Here is a 15,905-nt window from a genome sequence, read left to right as displayed (position 1 = left end):
ACGGTATGAGATCGCCACCCGACCGGTCAGGAGAACCCGGCGAGATGACCCGTGAAATCACCGAGCGTGTGGAGGCTTTGCTGCCGACCCTGCGCGAGCGCGCCCAGTGGACCGAGACGCTGCGGCGCATTCCCGACGAGTCCATCGAGGACCTGCGGGAGGCGGGATTCTTCACCCTGATGCAGCCGCGGCAATGGGGCGGATGCGCCGCCGATCCGGTGCTCTTCTATGACACCGTGCGCACCCTGGCGAGCGCCTGCGGATCCACCGGCTGGGTGGCGGGGATCCTGGGGATTCACAACTGGCATCTCGCGCTGTTCGATCAGCGTGCGCAGGAAGATGTCTGGGGCCACGACATCGACGCGCGGATCGCCTCGTCGTACGCGCCGATGGGCGCGGGCGCCGTGGTGGACGGCGGCTATCTGGTGAGTGGTTCGTGGGCGTGGTCCTCCGGTGTGGACCATGCCGACTGGGTCTTCGTCGGCGGGCCGGTGCTGGCGAACGGCAAGCCGGTCGATTTCGGCTCCTTCCTCATCCCGCGCAGCGACTACTCCGTCGACGATGTGTGGAACGTGGTCGGTCTGCGTGGCACCGGATCCAATACGGTTGTCGTCGAGAACGTCTTCGTCCCTCGGCACCGCTTCCTGAGTTTCGGCGTCATGAACTCGCTGACATCGCCCGGGCTGCAGCGGAATTCGGAGCCGGTCTACAAAATGCCCTGGGGGACGATCCATCCCACCACCATCGCCACGCCGATCGTCGGCATCGCCTATGGCGCCTACGCGGCCCATGTGGAGCATCAGGGCCGGCGGATCCGGGCCGCGTATGCCGGCGAGCGCGCCAAGGACGACCCCTTCGGCAAGATCCGCATCGCCGAATCCGCCAGCGATATCGATGCCGCGTGGCGGCAGTTGTCCGGCAATGTCGCCGACGAATACGCTCGGCTCCGGGACGGCGGGGAGGTCCCGTTCGCCCTGCGCGCCCGCGCCCGCCGCGACCAGGTCCGCGCCACCGCTCGCGCCGTCGCCGCCATCGACCGGCTCTTCGAGGCCGCCGGGGCCGGCGCCCTCGCCGACGACACGCCGCTGCAACGCTGCTGGCGCGATGCCCATGCCGGACGCGTCCACGCGGCCAACGACCCGGAACGTGCCTACGTCATGTACGGGAACCACGCCTTCGGTCTCCCGGTGGGGGACACCATGGTGTAGTCGGATCGGGTCGGCGGCGGGTTCCGGATCAGGCCCCGCCCGCCAGGCGAAGGACCACAGCGCCCGCGATGATCGAGGCGAAGGCTGCGACCTTGGGAGCAGTGATCTTCTCCTGGTAGATGAGCGCACCGAGCACGACGGTGCCGATGGAGCCGATACCGGTCCAGATGGTGTAGCCGACACCGACATCCAGCGTGCGCAACGCCAGGCTGAGTGTGTAGATGCCGCCCGCGGCGGCGGCCAGGGCGAAGACCGACGGCCACAGGCGGGTGAAGCCCTTGGTGGCATTGGTGCCGAGTGCGAAGGCGACCTCGAAGACGGCGGCGATGAGCAGATAGACCCACGGCATGACGGGAACTCCTCGAAAACTGGTGAGCTGGAACGTGAGACGGGCGGTCAGGCGGCCGTGCCGACGTGGTCCGCGGATTGCTCGCCGGACTTCGCGGTGAGCTTGTCGGCGATCTTCAAGCCGAGCACGCCGCCGATGATCAGCACGAACGCGACCACCTTCGCCGGGGTGAACGCCTCGCCGAATACCACGGAACCGAAGATGACGGTGCCGACCGAACCGATTCCGGTCCACACCGTGTAGCCGACCCCCACATCGAGGGTTTTCAGCGCCAGGCTGAGAAAGAAGATGCCGCCCCCGGCCGCGGCGGCGGTCAGCAGCGACGGGCCCAGCACGGTGAATCCGTGCGTGGCATTGGTCGCCAGCGCGAAGACGATCTCGAACACCGACGCGACGAGCAGATAGACCCAGGCCATGGGAATCGCACTCCTTGATTCTGTTGTTGCATGTATATGCAAGTATCTTCAGCGAGAAGAGCATGCATGTACAAGTAAGCTGGTGTCAACCCGGTACCGGCCGGCCAACTGTCAGTGCGAGGAGTTGATCGATGTCATCGCAGGCCGAAGCCGCGAAAATCAGTGCGGACGCGCGGCTTTGGAATCGCATGCTGATCCTGCACGGCCAGGTCGAGAACCGGCTCGCGACCGCCTTGCAGCGCCGCCACGGACTGGGTCTCTCGGAATACCGTGCACTGAGCTTTCTGGATCAGGCCCCCGACAGTGAACTGCGCATGCAGGAACTGGCCGACAAGCTCGGCCTGAACCAGAGTTCCGTCACCCGCCTGGTCGGCCGCCTCAACGCCGCCGACTTCACCTACCGCGATCTGTGCCCCGACGACAAGCGCGGCGTCTACACCGTTCTCGCCGACCCGGGACGCACCCGCTACCGCGAAGCCCGCGCCACCTACGAGCAGACCCTCGGCGCGGCCCTCGACGAGATCGCCGCCGCCGACCCCGCCATCGCCGCCATCCTGGCCACCGCCCGCGCCGGCGCCTGATCGCCGCGGTGGGGCCCGCCGCCGTCAGCTCGCGACGGATTCGACCTTGGCCGTATCGAATTCGACGTATTCGATACGTGCGCCGCCGGGGTGCCGCACCGTCAGATTGCGGCCGGTGGGAACGTCGTTCGGGCCGTCGAGGATGTCGCCGCCGAGGGTGGTGACGATCGTGAGCACCTCGTCCAGGTCGTCCACGATCGCGGTGGCGTGCGTTTCCCGGTAGGGGGCAAGGGCTTCCGGGGTTCCGGCGATGAGCAGGTAGGCACCGATGCCGGCCAGTTCCAGCTCGCGGTAGGCGAAGCGGAGTCGGGGCTGCTCACCGGTGAGCGCGGTGAACGTGGGCAATGCGGCGTCCAGATCGTCGACGTAGACGCGGGCCAGGGTGCTGAGGACCGTCACTGCAATCTCATTTCGATATTTCCGAATCAACGAAACGAACGTAAGCTGGTGCCCCGGTCATGTCAACCGAACGAGGAACCCGATGCCGCCGCTGACCCAGCCGAATACCGCGGACCTGAACCTGGTGACGGTGCTGCACGCCCTGGGGGACCCGGCCCGGATGGAACTGGTCCGCCTGATGGCCGTCCACGGCGAAATATCCTGCAGCCCCGACCATCTCGTGATCCCGAGATCGACCCTGTCGAACCATTGGCGCACCCTGCGCGAGGCCGGCCTCACCGTCACCCGCGTCGACGGCAAGGCCCGCTACATGACTCTGCGCCGGGCCGACATCGACGAACGATTCCCCGGCGTTCTCGACGCGGTGCTGGGATCCCTCGTTCAGAGGTCCGCCAGGGCCAGCCCGGTGAGTGCGCCACCGGGTCGGGCGAGGACGGTGTCGAGGCCGTCGTCGAGGTCGACCAGGCGGATCGAGCCGCCGAGATCGCTGACGTAGAAACGAGATTCGTCGACGGCGACCACGCCGATGGCCTCGCGGTAACCGCTCGACAGGATGGTGACCGGACCGGGGACCGGGTCGACGGAGGCGCGGTTGAGGGTATTGCCCGCAGGTTCCGCGCCGCGATCGGTCCACAGCAGGTTCCCGTCGCCGGACAGTTCCAGGTCGATCGGTTCGGGGAGATCGTGCCAGAGCACCTCGATATCGGTGCGGGCCGCGGGTGAGGTGCCGGTGGGGAGATCGAGCGGTGCGCGGAAGATGCGGCCTTCACCGGCCTTCGGTGCGCCCTTCTGGGTCCAGTAGAGGTGGCGGCGGTCGAGGTCCACGCAGATGCCGACCGGCCAATTCCGGGACTGCACGGCGTCTTCGGAGCCTTCGCCGGTGACCACCAGTGGGTGCAGCTCGCCCCCGGCGAGATCGCAGGTGAGGACCTGCATGCCCTCGCGGTCGCACCAGTACAGGTGGCCGGTGGCGAAATCGGCGGTGAGCTGCTTGCCGGTGGTGAATGCGCCGGGCGGGACGATCACCGTGCGATTGCCGCCGTCGAGGTCGGCGCGTTCGAGCATGCCGGTCCGGTGGAAGAACACGGGTTCCGTACCGGGCGTGGGCCGTATGTCGGGTGTGCCCATGCTGGTCCAGTACACGTGCCCGCGAGCCTGATCGACCGCGACGCCGTCGGGGTAGGCGTCCAACCCGGTGATCAGGGTGCGCACGTCACCCCCGTCGAGCGAGATCGCGTGCATGGCACGGGCTTTGAGGTCGAGCGCGAGCAGATGTTTCATCGCGGCCTCCTGCGGTCAGTGCCGATTCGGGTCGGGGTAGTCGTCGTAGAAGCCGGCACCGGATTTCACGCCCAGCTTGCCGTCGGCGATATAGCGCTTCAGCAGCATGCGCGGGCCCTCGGGCAGATGCGGATTCTCCTGGGCGTAATGCTCTTCGATATCGAGCACCACATCGAGGCCGACGCTGTCCATCATCCGGAACGGTCCCGCCTCGCTGCCGAAATTCAGCTTGAACATGGCATCGACGTCCTGCGGGGTCGAGACGCCCTCGTAGACGACCTCGAGCGATTCACGTTTCAGCGCCGCCCAGATCCGATTGAAGATGAAGCCGGTGCTCTCCTTATGACACAGGAAAGGGCGCAGACCGTATTCGGGGAAGGTCGACATGACGAAGTCGATGATCTCCGGCGCGGTATCGCCATCGGACATCACATCGAGCGTCGTCGACGCGGGCGGCATGTAGAAATGGGTGTTGAGCATACGGTCGCGTGTCGAAAGTCCCTCGGTGAACAGCCTGCTCGCATACGACGACGAATTCGACGAGACGACCGCATCGGCCGCGCACAGTCCGTCGAGCTGACCGAAGATCGACTTCTTGAGGTCGAGCCGCTCCGGCACCGCCTCCACCACCAGCCACGCCTCCGCCACCGCATCGGCCAGGTCCGGCACATAACTCACGATCCCGGGCGTGCCGCCATCGATGTGGGCTGCCACCGTGGGCAATTCACCCGTCGCGTACCCGACCGCCTGCGTCCCCTGCGTCCCGTTCGGATCGGTGATGTGGACGGTGCCGCCCTGCGTGGCGAACATCAGCGCAATGCGCCGACCCAGGGTTCCCGCGCCGATCACTGCCACCGGTCGGGTGCGATAGTCATTCGGTATCGCGGCCATTCCCCGCTCCTTCGATGAAAGATCCGAGCTGTGGATTCGCGTTATCGATCGCTATCACCGTAGCGGGGCCTACTCCTCTCCCGGGGTAGCGGCTGCACCGTCGGCGCGGTGGGCGGGTATGGACTCGGTGGTGGTCCAGCGGGCGGACATGGTTCGGGCTCGGAGCGCTCGCCGGGTCCATGGCTTCGGCACCAGTCCACGGAGGCATGCAATGCGATGCTCGGCTTCGATTGAGCTGCTTTTCTCGGTACTGGCAGTCGGTGATCCGCCGGAAGTCGGGGATTCCCAAGCGCTGCAACAGGGGAGGGTGGTCAGGATGTCGCGGGTGGCGGCGTATTCCCCGCCGAGAGGTTGGGCGAGTTCGGCTAGGTGGGGGTGCCAGTGCCGGCCGACATACGTCCTGGTGGAATTGACGATTTCCTTTCGCCTTTCGATCGTGTTCTTACGGAACTGCCACCTGGCGTAGCGGTTTGGCATGGAATGTCATCCTATCTCCCGATGAATCGCTTTACTTCTCCTATAATTTGGTATTACGTTCAGATTCCTATGAGGCCACGCCAGGTGGCTGGAAAAGGAGAATTAGGTTGAACGGCAAGATCCTTGATTGCGTTCTCGTCGCCGTGGTCGTCGTCGCTTTCTTCGCCTTCGCGATCGTCGACCCCGGCATCGGCAACCTGCTGGTTGCCTGGTTCGGCGCGGTCGCGCTGGGCTACTACAACGTCTATGTCCGGCACGACCCGAAACTGGTGGCGGCCGCCAGCGGTAGCGGCCGAGCCGTGAATCACTCGGCGACCCTGCGGCCCGCCTGGCGCTGAGACGGTCCGGTATCACGTCGAGAACGAACCGGCGAGCGGGTCCGGGCTGGGCGACCAGGACCGAACCGCACCCGCGGCGCAAGCCCCTTCCCCGGTGCTGTCGGTGGATCCGGAGTCGATGACGAGCAGCTGGATTGTTGGGTATCACAAAAGGCCACGTCAACCCAATACTTGAACGGTGTTCAAGCTCGAGGTAGATTGCCGTGGCATGACTGATGGATTGTTGAACCTGTTGGTGGACAAGGCGTTACACCGAACCGTCCCGACCCGGGCGGAGGCGCTGGCGTTGCTGAGCGGCGCGGAACCGCTCATCGACGTCGTGGCGGCGGGCTCGCGGGTGCGACACGAATTCTTCGGCGCGCGTGTCAAACTCAACACGATCGTGAATATGAAGAGCGGCCTGTGTCCGGAGGACTGCGGGTACTGCTCGCAGCGGCTGGGCTCGGCATCCGGTGTGCTGAAGTACTCCTGGATCACGCCCGAGCAGGCCGCGCGGGTCGCCGGGCAGGCGATTGCGGGCGGGGCCAAGCGAGTGTGCCTGGTCGCCAGCGGGCGCGGGCCCGGCGAACGGGATCTGACCAGGATCGAGCAGACCATTGCCGCCATCACGGCCGACCATCCGCAGACGGAGATCTGCGTGTGCCTGGGCCTGCTGGGGGAGGGGCAGGCCGAGCGGCTCGCGGCGGCCGGGGCTCACGCCTACAGCCACAACCTCAACACTTCCGAGGCGCGCTACGCCGACATCTGCAGTACGCACACCTTCGACGATCGCGTCGACACCGTTCTACGTGCGAGCGCGGCCGGGCTGTCGCCTTGTTCCGGAGCGATTTTCGGCATGGGGGAGTCGGACGAGGACATAGTCGAGCTGGCCTTCGCGCTACGGGCGCTGGACCCGGACTCGGTGCCGGTCAACTTCCTGATCCCGTTCGATGGAACGCCGCTGGCGGGACAGTGGGAGCTGACGCCCGACCGCTGCCTGCGCATCCTCGCGTTGTTCCGCTTCTTCTTCCCCGATGTGGAGGTGCGGCTGGCCGGTGGCCGCGAGCTCCACCTGCGCGGCCTGCAACCGCTGGCACTGCACCTCGCCAATTCGATCTTTCTGGGCGACTACCTCACCAGCGAGGGGCAGCCCGGAGCCGACGACCGGCAGATGATCACCGATGCCGGATTCACCATCGAGGGTGCGCAGGAGCAGACCCTGCCGCCGGCGCGCCACGACCTGGTCGCGGTGCGCAAACGCGGTGCGGGGACTGATCTTCCGGCGAACGCGTAGGGTGTGCCGTGGGCGGCTCGCCGAATGGGCCGCCCACGGCCGGGTGCTACCAGGCGACCGGAAGTGCTTTCGGGCCGCGCAGCAGCATGCCCGTCTTCCACTCCACCTCGTCGGCGGGCACCGCCAGGCGCAGGTTCGGGAAACGGCGCAGCAGGGCGGTCAGGGTCACGTGCAGTTCGAGGCGGGCCAGTTGCGCGCCCACGCAGTGATGGAAGCCGTGTCCGAAGGTCAAGTGCGAGTTGTGATGTCGCGTCAGGTCCATGGTGTCCGGATCCGGGAAGACCGTCTCGTCGCGGTTCGCGATCGCCAGATCCACGAACACCGCCTCGCCCGCGCGAATGAGCGTGCCCGACAGTTCGACATCCTCGACGGCGATCCGCGGGAACGCGCCGCCATTGCCGACCTGGATGTAGCGGAGCAGCTCCTCGATGGCGGCCGGGACGAGATCGGGATCGTCCCGGAGCCGGTCCCATTCGGCCTCTGCCAGTAGGACATAGACGAAATTGGCGATCTGATTGGCCGTGGTCTCGTGACCGGCGACCAGCAGGGTGAGGCCGAGCGTGATCAGTTCGTCCTCGCTGAGCCGGTCATCGTTGTCGCGGGCCGCCACGAGCGCGCCGAGCAGATCATCGGCGGGGTGGGCGCGGCGTTCGGCGATCTGCTCGGTCAGGTATCCGGCGACGGCGGCGAACGCGGCCACCCGCTCCTCGTCGGTGACGGCGGTCGTGGACATGATCGCGTCGGAGAAGTCGCGGAAGCGATGCTGGTCCTGCGGTGGGACACCGAGCATTTCGCAGATGACGGTAACCGGCACCGGGAGCGCCAGTGCCTCCACCAGGTCGGCGGGGGAGCCGGCCGTTGCCATGGCCGTCAGCATGTCCTCGACGATCTCCTCGGCGCGTGGGCGCAGCTCCTGCACGCGACGGGTGGTGAACGCGGTCATGGTCAGCTTGCGGAGCCGGGTCAGCTCCGGCGGGTCCATGCTGGTTGGAATGTTCGGCATGGCCGGTGTCTCGCGGACCCGCGGCACATCCTCGCGGCCGACCGTGACGGCGCGGCTGAACCGTGGATCGCTGAGCACCGAGCGCACGTCCGCGTAGCGGGTGACGAGCCAGGCCTCGCCGCCGTAGGGCAGCTGGACGCGGGAAATCGGTTCCTCGCGTAGCAGTTTCATCGCCGTCGGATGCGGATCGAGCCGGACCGGATCGCCGAACGGATAGTGGCGGCCTTCGGTAGGTGTGCTCACGCGAAACTCCTTCTGATGTAAGCAAATGCTTACAGCGGTCGATCGTAGGAGTGCGTCACCCGGCCGTCAACGCTCGATTTCGGTTATGACGGAGGGAAATTCGTACTCACCCGGTCCAGCAGGACGCGTGCCGAACGCAGGACGTGATCGGCGACAACGGCCGGATCGGCGCTCGCCAGCGGCTCCCAGTGGTAGACCGATCGCAGCAGACCGATCCCCAGTAGCCAGGCCAGTACCAGATCGGCCCGCAACTCGGCGTCCGGGCCGTCGCCGAGTTCGGTCAGCGCCCGCACGTATCTTTCGTCCAGCTCTCGCCGGATCACCGACACGCCGCTGGCATGCCCGCTGGACCGCAGTGCGGCCTGTAGCCACAGTTGTTGATCCGCCGCAGTATTCAGCATTCCGGCCAGCAGCCGGCCGAGCAGCTCGTCCGCGGGACCTTCCGACAGCACCCGATGTCCACGATCCGCTACGACCGCTCGGAACAGCTCGTCCTTGTTCCCGAAGTACCGGAACAGCAGCGCCTGATTCGCTCCGGCCCGCGCCGCGATCTCCCGCACGGTCGTGCCCTCGAAGCCCTTCTCGGCGAACACCTCCCGCGCCGAGGCCAGCAGGGCCGAACGGGTGGCATCGGCATCCTTGTGCCGTCCGCTCGTTTTGCTCCCGGTACCCATTCGTCCTCCGATGTCGCTTCGCCGACACGCGGCTCGTAGGCCGTCGGCTCCTGCCGCGACCATAGACTCGGCAGCGACGGAAGTGCCGGGCTAGCGCCTCTCACCCTTCGCGTCGGAGACCACCGGCGATGCGCTTCGAGTCGACGGCGGCTACGTCCACTCGATCCTGCTGGGGCCCGGTGAGGGTGCGGATTCCGTTGTAGCTATAGGTGATTCCCGCGATCAGCACGACCAGCAGGACGGCCGTGGTGCCCCAGGTGCCGAAGCCGAGCCCGCCCTTCTCATGCGATTTGGACAGCAGGTCGCCCACGGTCGCGCCCAGCGGGCGGGTGAGGATGAAGGCGAGCCAGAACAGCAGCACGCCGGAGATCCGGGTCAGGTAGTGGGCGGCGAGCAGGGCGGCCATGACGGCGGCGATGAGCAGCGCGCCCCCGCCGTAGCCGAGGCCGGAGCTGTCGGAGAGGTAGTCGCCCAGGGAGGTACCCAGCGTGTTGGACAGCAGAATGGCCGCCCAGTACAGCAATTCGCCACGCGTGCTGGTGATTCCGGTGACGTCATAGGTCTGGCCGCTGAGCTTCCAGATTGCGAAGACGACGGCCAGGCCAGTGATCAGGACGGCCGCGCCCGCGCCGTAGCCCAGGCCGCCGTCGGTGGAGGTGCCCGAACCGGGTCCGCGATTGAGGAAATCGGAGATGGTGGTGCCGGCCGTGCTGGTCGCGGCGATCACGGTCCAGTACAGGGCGGGATGGAAGCGGCGGGCCCGCAACTGGGCGGCCAGGCTGACGGCGAAGATGCCGAGGAACAGCATCGAGGCCGCCGCGTAGCCGAGGTGCAGGGTCTGGGCGAGCAGGTCGCCACCGGTTTCGCCGAGCGTGGTCGCCGCGATCTTCAGCACCCAGAACAGGGCGGTCACCTGGGGGAGCTTGTAGTTCGTGTGCGATTGCGCCGCGGGCATGCGGATCCCTTTCGAGCGGTCGGTTACCGGACACGGGGGAGTCTGCCCGGGAGTCGCTGAGAAGGCGCTGAGACACGTCCATCCGAGCGTGTGCGAATATTGGGACGGACATCTGACGGAGGGAGTGACCGTGGGCATGGGAATGGTGCTGGGCGACAACCGCTCCTGCGCTTCGTTGCGGGAACGGTCCGAATCGCCCTCGTACTGACGGAAAGTCGCTCTCCGGACTCCTGCCTCGAAGCGTCGCCGGCCCCAGGCACCTTCGTTTCCGCAGGAGTTCGTCATGTCCACCCTCAGCTGGACCGAGAATCGATCGGTCTACACCGCCCACTGGCATTCCGAGAACGGGGCTCCGGCCCCCGCCCGCATCGTCGTCGCCGACGACCGCATGACCGCGCAGACCGCCCACCGGCTCGCGCGGGCGGGCACGGGCCTGGTGTGGCGCGGGGATTTTCACAATGCTCGCCAGTTGCTGCGAGCCCTCGACCGTCGTCTGCGGCGAGCCGCGCGACCGGTTGGGCGCGAAAGCGGTCCGGCAGCGGTGTTCCATCAGCAGCGTGCCGCGCAGGCCGAGCGCGCCGAGATGCTGGGCAGGCTGCTGATCGTGCTCGAACCCGGTTACTTTCTCGGGCTACGGCGCGCGCCCGATGTTCGGTCCGCGTGCGAACACGCTTACGCGGCGGTGCGCCCGAATCGCCCAGATATCCAGCGAATGTGCGTGTCGCTGACCGAGCTGCTCGGGGTGCTCAGCGCCTATCAGTGGCATCGGAAAGGCGTCGAGATTCCCGCACTGGGGGCGCGCATCCATCCTGACTACGGTGTGTTCTCCCCGGTTCGCGGCGAATATGTCGATCTCCTCGCCGGCGTGCCGTTTCCGGCGAATGCGCAGCGGCCCTGCGTATTCGATCTCGGCACCGGGACTGGCGTGCTGGCCGCGGTCCTGGCCCGGCGCGGTGCGCGGGTGACGGCCACCGATATCAATCCTCGCGCGGTGGCCTGTGCCGAGGCGAACCTGAACCGCCTCGGCCTCACCGGCCTGGTTCGGGTCGGGGAGGCCGATCTGTGGCCCGAGGGTCGCGCGGACCTGGTCGTCTGCAATCCGCCCTGGCTGCCCGCGCACCCGACCTCAGCGCTGGAGCTCGGCATCTACGACCCCGGATCGACTGTGCTGCACCGCTTCCTGGACGGGTTGCGCCACCACCTGGCCCCGCACGGTGAGGGCTGGCTGATCCTCTCCGACCTCGCCGAACGCCTCGAATTGCGAAGCCGGGACGAGCTGCGTGCCCGCATCGCCGCCTCCGGGCTGCGCGTGGCAGCCCGGTACGACACACATCCGCGGCATCCGCGAGCGTCGGACAGCAGCGATCCTCTGTACGAGGCCCGGCGGGGTGAGGTCACCTCATTGTGGCGACTGGTGCCAAACGACTGACCGGTCCGAGCGGTGGTGCCGGCTCCCCCCTACCGGAGCCGGCACCACGGCTGAACAAACCTGCTACCCGTCGACCCGCACGGCCGAGCTGTAAAACACCCGACGGCTCAACTGCCGCTCGGCAATCCGCTCCACCAGCAGCGGAATGAACTCCCGAACCCGGTGCCCCTCGAAATCCCGATGAATACCCCGAACCACCTCTCCGACGACCCGAGCCGTCAAATCAGGAAATCGATTGGACAGCCGCGCGGCAAGATCGCTCATCTGCTGTTCTTCATCGGATTCCGTCATACCGTGAGTTCGCCTCCATCACCAGCGTTCAGCGCCGCCACCCGTCCCGCACCAGCGGATGACCGGCAAAGTGGACAACGGTCCGGGGTGCATTCACCCCGGACCGTGCCCCTCGAGTGTTGCGGCAAAGAACGGGCTTTTCGCCCCGGAACCGCTTTCTGGCACATTTCGTCGGGCACTAGGCACACCAGGTCCTTACTGCTTGCGGATGAGCAAGGCAAATGAAATTTCATTTGCAACAACGTCATTCGAAGCCGGTATCGGCACAGCCAGAGCTATCGGGGGGAAAGCGGTCGGTCTCGTTCGCGAACCTCGGCCAAGTGCTCGCGCGGAGTCCATTCGTTGAGCCATGCGGGGACCGGAAGGCTCGGTGCCGCCACACCGAGGTCGTCACGGGCGGCGGTCGCGAACTCCTTACGCAGGTGATAGGCGTCCCGGTTGATCAGTAGCCAATCGTCCGGATCGGTCAGCTTGCCCTGCGCGAACCATTCGAAAGTCCATGTGTACCTGTTGAGTTCGTCGCCGATCGCAACGGCGGTCGGGCTTCCCAGCAGCTGCACTTCCTGCCATCGCTGAATGCGGTCACGCTCCAGCTCGGCGAGCCGAGTGATGTTCTCTTCCAGCGGCGGAGCCTCGGGATCCGTGTCGCCTCTCCGTAATCTGACCAATTGGCCGGCCACGGAGTGCATCTTCCTGGTGACGATCAGATACTCCGAGTAGACCTGCAGCCTGCGCTCATCCCACCGCGCGGCCTGCGTACGGTTCCATTTGGATCGTTCGTTGACATACGACGCGAGGAACGTGATCCCACCACCGATGACGACACCGCTCAGCGTGCCGAGCAACTGAGAAAGCACGACCAAATCCTATCCATCACAACGGATTCTGTGGGGATGACGGCTGGTCGCGTGCCCTTGGCGCGTTCGGTCACCTATTCGGCGTGAATTGTCCACCGGGCGGGCGGTGGCTGCTCGTAGGACCGGCGGGTGTCCTCGGTCGACACGGGGATGTGAATGATGAGGATTGTCGGATGTCGTTGAACCCGTTCATGCCCGCCGTGCGATTTCTGCTCGAGCTGACCGCGGTGGTGTCGTCCGGAATTCTGGGGTGGCGCGGGTTCGATGCGTCGCGGCGGTTTGTCCTGGTGTTGGTTCTGCCGATCGTGGTGGCGGCGGTGTGGGGGATGTTTGCCGCGCCAGAGGATCCGAGTCGGAACGGGGAAGTGACGGTTGTTGTGCCCGGCGTTGTCAGGCTTGTGATCGAAGTGCTCGTGCCGGGTGGCGGGGCGGTCGCGCTGTGGGGTGCGGGGCCGTCGATAGCGGCGCTCGTGTCCGCGGTCGTCTTGGTGTTGTAGCAGGTCTTCGCGTATGACCGAGTCGGCTGGCTGATCGCTCATCGAGTGGAGCGCTCGTCGTGACCGGTCCGACGGTCGTGTGACCTTCGGGGATGCTGGATCGGAACCGGGGGTTCGATCCGGTCAGAGTGCCCCGAGACCGGTTCTCCGGGAGGTAATCTCGATGCGATGGGACAACGTGCACTGTTCACACTGGCAGGTATCGTTCTCACCGCTTGGTGCATGGTCGCCACGCCCGGCAGGGTTGCCGCCGACCCGGGGCTACCGCCGGTGGGTGGCAATTTCCTCTGGGGAGTGTCCAGTTCCGGGTTTCAGAGTGAAGGCTCTGCGCCGGACAGCAATTGGAGCCGTTACACGGGATCCGGTCGGGCCGAGGACTACCGCAATTCGGTCGACTTCTTTCATCGCTACGATGAGGATATCCAGCACGCGACCGATCTCGGGGTCGGTGTCTACCGGATCAGCGTGGAATGGGCGCGGGTGCAACCGAATCCCGGCGAATGGGATTTCTCCTTCTATGACAGCATGATCGCGCGGATTCGCGCGGCCGGAATCCGGCCGATGATCACCCTGGACCACTGGGTGTTCCCGGGCTGGGAGGTCGATCGCGGCGGTTGGCGCAATCCGGGCATGGTCGATGACTGGCTCACCGACGCCCGCGCGGTCGTGGACCGCTACGCGCACTTCGATCCGCTGTGGGTCACGTTCAACGAGCCGCTCGCCTATGCCGGAAAAGAGCAGCAGATCGGCGATCTCGGCGCACTCGATGTCGCGCCCATGATCGATCGGATGGTCGCCGCGCATCGCGCGATCTACGACTACATCCACCTCCGGCAGCCCGATGCGATGGTGACGAGCAATATCGCCTTCTCGGCCATCGGCACGGCACAGGCCGATGCGTCCTTCGTCGACCGGGTCGCCGACAAACTCGACTACATCGGAATCGACTACTACTACGGCGGATCCCTGACCAATCCACCGAATGTGGCTGCCCTGCTGACCAATCAGCCCTCGAGCCTCGTCCTCGAACCCGACGGCATCTACTACGTCCTGCGCCGATACGCGCAGAAGTTTCCGGGCCGCCCCCTCTACATCGTCGAGAACGGCATGCCCTCCGACAACGGCTCACCCACCACCGACGGCATGACCCGCGAGGACGACCTCCGCGACACCGTCTACTGGGTCCAGCGCGCCAAGGCCGACGGCATCAACGTCATCGGCTACAACTACTGGAGCATCACCGACAACTACGAATGGGGCAGCTACTCACCACGTTTCGGCCTCTACACCGTCGACGTCACCACAGACCCCACCCTCACCCGCCGCCCCACCGCCGCGGTCCCCGCCTACCGCGACATCACCACCTCCGGCGGCGTCCCCGCCAACTACCTCCCCACCCGGCCCCCGGCCCTCTGCTCCATCCAGGACCTCCCCTCCAGCTGCCTCGATCCGGTCACCGTCCCGGGCCGCTGACCCACGCCCTCGACTGACACTTGTGGAGCGCCGGGAGCGCCAGCAGTCACCGACTGTTGGGTTTCGGCCCTGTGCCGCACTCACTGCGGGTCGGCCACCGTGCCCGGGCATGGAGACGTGCCACTCATCGATTCGTACCAGCCACGGACATCCGCCGACGAGCTGACGTGTATACGCCCGGCAGCGCGATTCGCGGTCGAACGGCCCCGCCCTGACATTTGCCGCGATCGCCCTGACGATTCCGGGTTGGGGTGATGGGCGGTGCTATGTTCGGAATTTGCGAGACCCACTGGTTCTGCTCGGTTCACGGCATCCCAGGAGGTGGGCAAGTCATGAGTTCCCCGAAGTCGCGCGATCCGCACTCGATATCCACCGCACCGATCGTGGTCGGTGCCGATGATTCACCGGCCGCGCTGTCGGCCGTGCGCTGGGCCGCGGAGACCGCGGCGGCGCGCAGGCGCGAACTGTTGATCGCGCACGGCACGAACGTGAATGTGATCGTGGGGGTGATGGGCACATTTTCGAGTGTGAATTCCGAAGTCGAGCAATCGATTCAGGCTTTCGGCGCCGACCTGGTGGCACAGGCCCGAGAGGTCGCCGAAAAGGCCGCGCCCGCCGTGGCAGTGCGCACCGAGGTCTCCCCGCAGCATCCGGCGAGGATGTTGATCGACCTCTCGGCCACCGCCCATATGACGGTGCTCGGCGGTCCGGCCGAACGCCGGGGCCTGAACCGGATCGGTTCCATCCTGGTCTCGGTGGCGAGCCAGGCGGCCGGATCGGCGGTCGTGGTGCGCGACGACGACGCCGGATGGGTGGACCGCCGCACGGCGCCGGTCGTGGTCGGCGTCGACGGCAGCCCGGTCAGCGACGCGGCGGTCGGCGCCGCGTTCTACGAGGCGTCCGTGCGCAACGCGCGGCTCGTGGCTGTGCACGCGTGGAGCGACCTGTACCTGGCTCGGTACTCGGGATTCATCGATACCTCCATCGAGGCCGCGCAAGCGACCGAGGCGGAGCGGGCATTGCTGGTGGAACGGCTGGCGGGGTGGCAGGAGAAGTACCCCGACGTCCAGGTCACCCGTGACATCCACCTCGCCGATCCGGTCGAGCACCTGCTGACCTGGTCCGAGCGGGCCCAACTGGTGGTTGTCGGCAGCCGCGGCCGGGGCGGGTTCGTCGGCATGCTGCTCGGCTCGACCAGCAATGCGCTCGTCCAGCGCGCGAACTGCCCGGTCATGGTGGTTCACCCGGAGTCGTGAACCGGCAGGTGGGC

General features: G+C 66.5%; 18 protein-coding genes. 8 read left to right on the top strand and 10 right to left on the bottom strand.

From position 1 onward, the window contains the following. Nucleotides 1-44 precede the first annotated feature (44 nt). Entirely contained in the window at nt 45-1,208 is a 1,164-nt protein-coding gene (hsaA, locus tag ABZ909_RS17285) for a 3-hydroxy-9,10-secoandrosta-1,3,5(10)-triene-9,17-dione monooxygenase oxygenase subunit (protein ID WP_357000302.1), read from the top strand. A gap of 28 nt (nt 1,209-1,236) precedes the next feature. Here the strand turns inward: hsaA and ABZ909_RS17280 are convergent, their stop codons facing one another. Together ABZ909_RS17280 and ABZ909_RS17275 are read right to left on the bottom strand one after the other, a co-directional pair. After that, the gene (locus tag ABZ909_RS17280) at nt 1,237-1,557 is read right to left on the bottom strand and encodes a multidrug efflux SMR transporter (protein WP_357000299.1); all 321 of its coding nucleotides are present in this window, start codon (nt 1,555-1,557) and stop codon (nt 1,237-1,239) included. 47 nt (nt 1,558-1,604) lie between these two features. Continuing rightward, the gene (locus ABZ909_RS17275) at nt 1,605-1,973 is read right to left on the bottom strand and encodes a multidrug efflux SMR transporter (protein WP_357000297.1); all 369 of its coding nucleotides are present in this window, start codon (nt 1,971-1,973) and stop codon (nt 1,605-1,607) included. A 131-nt stretch (nt 1,974-2,104) separates the two neighbouring features. On the opposite strand from ABZ909_RS17275, the gene ABZ909_RS17270 reads away from it, so the two are divergent. Continuing rightward, nucleotides 2,105-2,554: a MarR family transcriptional regulator gene (locus ABZ909_RS17270; RefSeq protein WP_357000294.1), complete on the top strand. Its 450-nt coding sequence runs from the start codon at nt 2,105-2,107 to the stop codon at nt 2,552-2,554. Nucleotides 2,555-2,578: 24 nt separating this feature from the next. Here the strand turns inward: ABZ909_RS17270 and ABZ909_RS17265 are convergent, their stop codons facing one another. From ABZ909_RS17265 to ABZ909_RS17255, 3 genes are all read right to left on the bottom strand, one after another. Continuing rightward, nucleotides 2,579-2,953, bottom strand: a complete 375-nt coding sequence (locus ABZ909_RS17265; protein ID WP_354844602.1) for a VOC family protein — start codon at nt 2,951-2,953, stop codon at nt 2,579-2,581. 381 nt (nt 2,954-3,334) lie between these two features. Beyond that, the gene (locus ABZ909_RS17260; RefSeq protein WP_357000291.1) at nt 3,335-4,234 is read right to left on the bottom strand and encodes a hypothetical protein; all 900 of its coding nucleotides are present in this window, start codon (nt 4,232-4,234) and stop codon (nt 3,335-3,337) included. A gap of 15 nt (nt 4,235-4,249) precedes the next feature. Continuing rightward, complete coding sequence (locus ABZ909_RS17255; RefSeq protein ID WP_357000289.1) at nt 4,250-5,125, bottom strand: 3-hydroxyacyl-CoA dehydrogenase NAD-binding domain-containing protein; 876 nt, start codon at nt 5,123-5,125, stop codon at nt 4,250-4,252. 584 nt (nt 5,126-5,709) lie between these two features. On the opposite strand from ABZ909_RS17255, the gene ABZ909_RS17250 reads away from it, so the two are divergent. Together ABZ909_RS17250 and bioB are read left to right on the top strand one after the other, a co-directional pair. Next, nucleotides 5,710-5,940 carry a hypothetical protein gene (locus ABZ909_RS17250; protein ID WP_357000286.1) on the top strand — a complete coding sequence of 77 codons (231 nt, stop codon included), beginning with the start codon at nt 5,710-5,712 and terminating at the stop codon, nt 5,938-5,940. A gap of 208 nt (nt 5,941-6,148) precedes the next feature. Beyond that, nucleotides 6,149-7,213: a biotin synthase BioB gene (gene bioB / locus ABZ909_RS17245; protein ID WP_357000283.1), complete on the top strand. Its 1,065-nt coding sequence runs from the start codon at nt 6,149-6,151 to the stop codon at nt 7,211-7,213. 46 nt (nt 7,214-7,259) lie between these two features. On the opposite strand, the gene ABZ909_RS17240 is transcribed toward bioB, so the two are convergent. The 3 genes from ABZ909_RS17240 to ABZ909_RS17230 all read right to left on the bottom strand — a co-directional run bounded on the left by ABZ909_RS17240 (nt 7,260) and on the right by ABZ909_RS17230 (nt 10,088). Next, a complete protein-coding gene (locus tag ABZ909_RS17240; RefSeq protein ID WP_357000280.1) occupies nt 7,260-8,459 on the bottom strand; it encodes a cytochrome P450 in 1,200 nt (399 codons plus the stop codon). Nucleotides 8,460-8,542: 83 nt separating this feature from the next. Beyond that, nucleotides 8,543-9,133, bottom strand: a complete 591-nt coding sequence (locus tag ABZ909_RS17235) for a TetR family transcriptional regulator (protein ID WP_357000277.1) — start codon at nt 9,131-9,133, stop codon at nt 8,543-8,545. A gap of 100 nt (nt 9,134-9,233) precedes the next feature. Continuing rightward, nucleotides 9,234-10,088: a hypothetical protein gene (locus ABZ909_RS17230; protein ID WP_357000274.1), complete on the bottom strand. Its 855-nt coding sequence runs from the start codon at nt 10,086-10,088 to the stop codon at nt 9,234-9,236. A gap of 283 nt (nt 10,089-10,371) precedes the next feature. Between ABZ909_RS17230 and ABZ909_RS17225 the strand changes: the two genes are divergently transcribed. Further along, entirely contained in the window at nt 10,372-11,517 is a 1,146-nt protein-coding gene (locus ABZ909_RS17225; protein ID WP_357000271.1) for a class I SAM-dependent methyltransferase, read from the top strand. A 63-nt stretch (nt 11,518-11,580) separates the two neighbouring features. Here ABZ909_RS17225 and ABZ909_RS17220 read toward each other — a convergent pair whose 3' ends face one another. Together ABZ909_RS17220 and ABZ909_RS17215 are read right to left on the bottom strand one after the other, a co-directional pair. Beyond that, a complete protein-coding gene (locus ABZ909_RS17220) occupies nt 11,581-11,808 on the bottom strand; it encodes a three-helix bundle dimerization domain-containing protein (protein ID WP_357000268.1) in 228 nt (75 codons plus the stop codon). 275 nt (nt 11,809-12,083) lie between these two features. Beyond that, nucleotides 12,084-12,653 (bottom strand): hypothetical protein, encoded by a 570-nt coding sequence (locus ABZ909_RS17215; protein WP_357000265.1) that lies wholly within the window; start codon nt 12,651-12,653, stop codon nt 12,084-12,086. 185 nt (nt 12,654-12,838) lie between these two features. Here ABZ909_RS17215 and ABZ909_RS17210 point away from each other — a divergent pair, with 185 nt between their 5' ends. From ABZ909_RS17210 to ABZ909_RS17200, 3 genes are all read left to right on the top strand, one after another. Beyond that, nucleotides 12,839-13,162, top strand: a complete 324-nt coding sequence (locus ABZ909_RS17210) for a DUF2568 domain-containing protein (protein WP_357000262.1) — start codon at nt 12,839-12,841, stop codon at nt 13,160-13,162. A gap of 222 nt (nt 13,163-13,384) precedes the next feature. Further along, the gene (locus ABZ909_RS17205) at nt 13,385-14,635 is read left to right on the top strand and encodes a family 1 glycosylhydrolase (protein WP_357000505.1); all 1,251 of its coding nucleotides are present in this window, start codon (nt 13,385-13,387) and stop codon (nt 14,633-14,635) included. A gap of 332 nt (nt 14,636-14,967) precedes the next feature. Beyond that, nucleotides 14,968-15,891 carry a universal stress protein gene (locus tag ABZ909_RS17200; protein ID WP_357000259.1) on the top strand — a complete coding sequence of 308 codons (924 nt, stop codon included), beginning with the start codon at nt 14,968-14,970 and terminating at the stop codon, nt 15,889-15,891. The last annotated feature ends 14 nt before the right edge of the window (nt 15,892-15,905 follow it).

This window comes from Nocardia sp. NPDC046763 (assembly GCF_040645495.1).
Classification (GTDB): domain Bacteria; phylum Actinomycetota; class Actinomycetes; order Mycobacteriales; family Mycobacteriaceae; genus Nocardia.
The sequence above is the reverse complement of the archived record's forward strand: the minus strand, read 5'-3'. Positions and strand labels throughout refer to the sequence as shown.

Coding starts and splice junctions, on each gene's coding strand:
- ABZ909_RS17280 (WP_357000299.1), bottom strand. CDS start 1,557: ATGCCGTGGGTCTATCTGCTCATCGCCGCCGTCTTCGAGGTCGCCTTC.
- ABZ909_RS17230 (WP_357000274.1), bottom strand. CDS start 10,088: ATGCCCGCGGCGCAATCGCACACGAACTACAAGCTCCCCCAGGTGACC.
- ABZ909_RS17220 (WP_357000268.1), bottom strand. CDS start 11,808: ATGACGGAATCCGATGAAGAACAGCAGATGAGCGATCTTGCCGCGCGG.
- ABZ909_RS17200 (WP_357000259.1), top strand. CDS start 14,968: ATGAGTTCCCCGAAGTCGCGCGATCCGCACTCGATATCCACCGCACCG.
- ABZ909_RS17235 (WP_357000277.1), bottom strand. CDS start 9,133: ATGGGTACCGGGAGCAAAACGAGCGGACGGCACAAGGATGCCGATGCC.
- ABZ909_RS17225 (WP_357000271.1), top strand. CDS start 10,372: ATGTCCACCCTCAGCTGGACCGAGAATCGATCGGTCTACACCGCCCAC.
- ABZ909_RS17275 (WP_357000297.1), bottom strand. CDS start 1,973: ATGGCCTGGGTCTATCTGCTCGTCGCGTCGGTGTTCGAGATCGTCTTC.
- hsaA (WP_357000302.1), top strand. CDS start 45: ATGACCCGTGAAATCACCGAGCGTGTGGAGGCTTTGCTGCCGACCCTG.
- ABZ909_RS17270 (WP_357000294.1), top strand. CDS start 2,105: ATGTCATCGCAGGCCGAAGCCGCGAAAATCAGTGCGGACGCGCGGCTT.
- ABZ909_RS17255 (WP_357000289.1), bottom strand. CDS start 5,125: ATGGCCGCGATACCGAATGACTATCGCACCCGACCGGTGGCAGTGATC.
- ABZ909_RS17260 (WP_357000291.1), bottom strand. CDS start 4,234: ATGAAACATCTGCTCGCGCTCGACCTCAAAGCCCGTGCCATGCACGCG.
- ABZ909_RS17210 (WP_357000262.1), top strand. CDS start 12,839: ATGTCGTTGAACCCGTTCATGCCCGCCGTGCGATTTCTGCTCGAGCTG.
- ABZ909_RS17205 (WP_357000505.1), top strand. CDS start 13,385: ATGGTCGCCACGCCCGGCAGGGTTGCCGCCGACCCGGGGCTACCGCCG.
- bioB (WP_357000283.1), top strand. CDS start 6,149: ATGACTGATGGATTGTTGAACCTGTTGGTGGACAAGGCGTTACACCGA.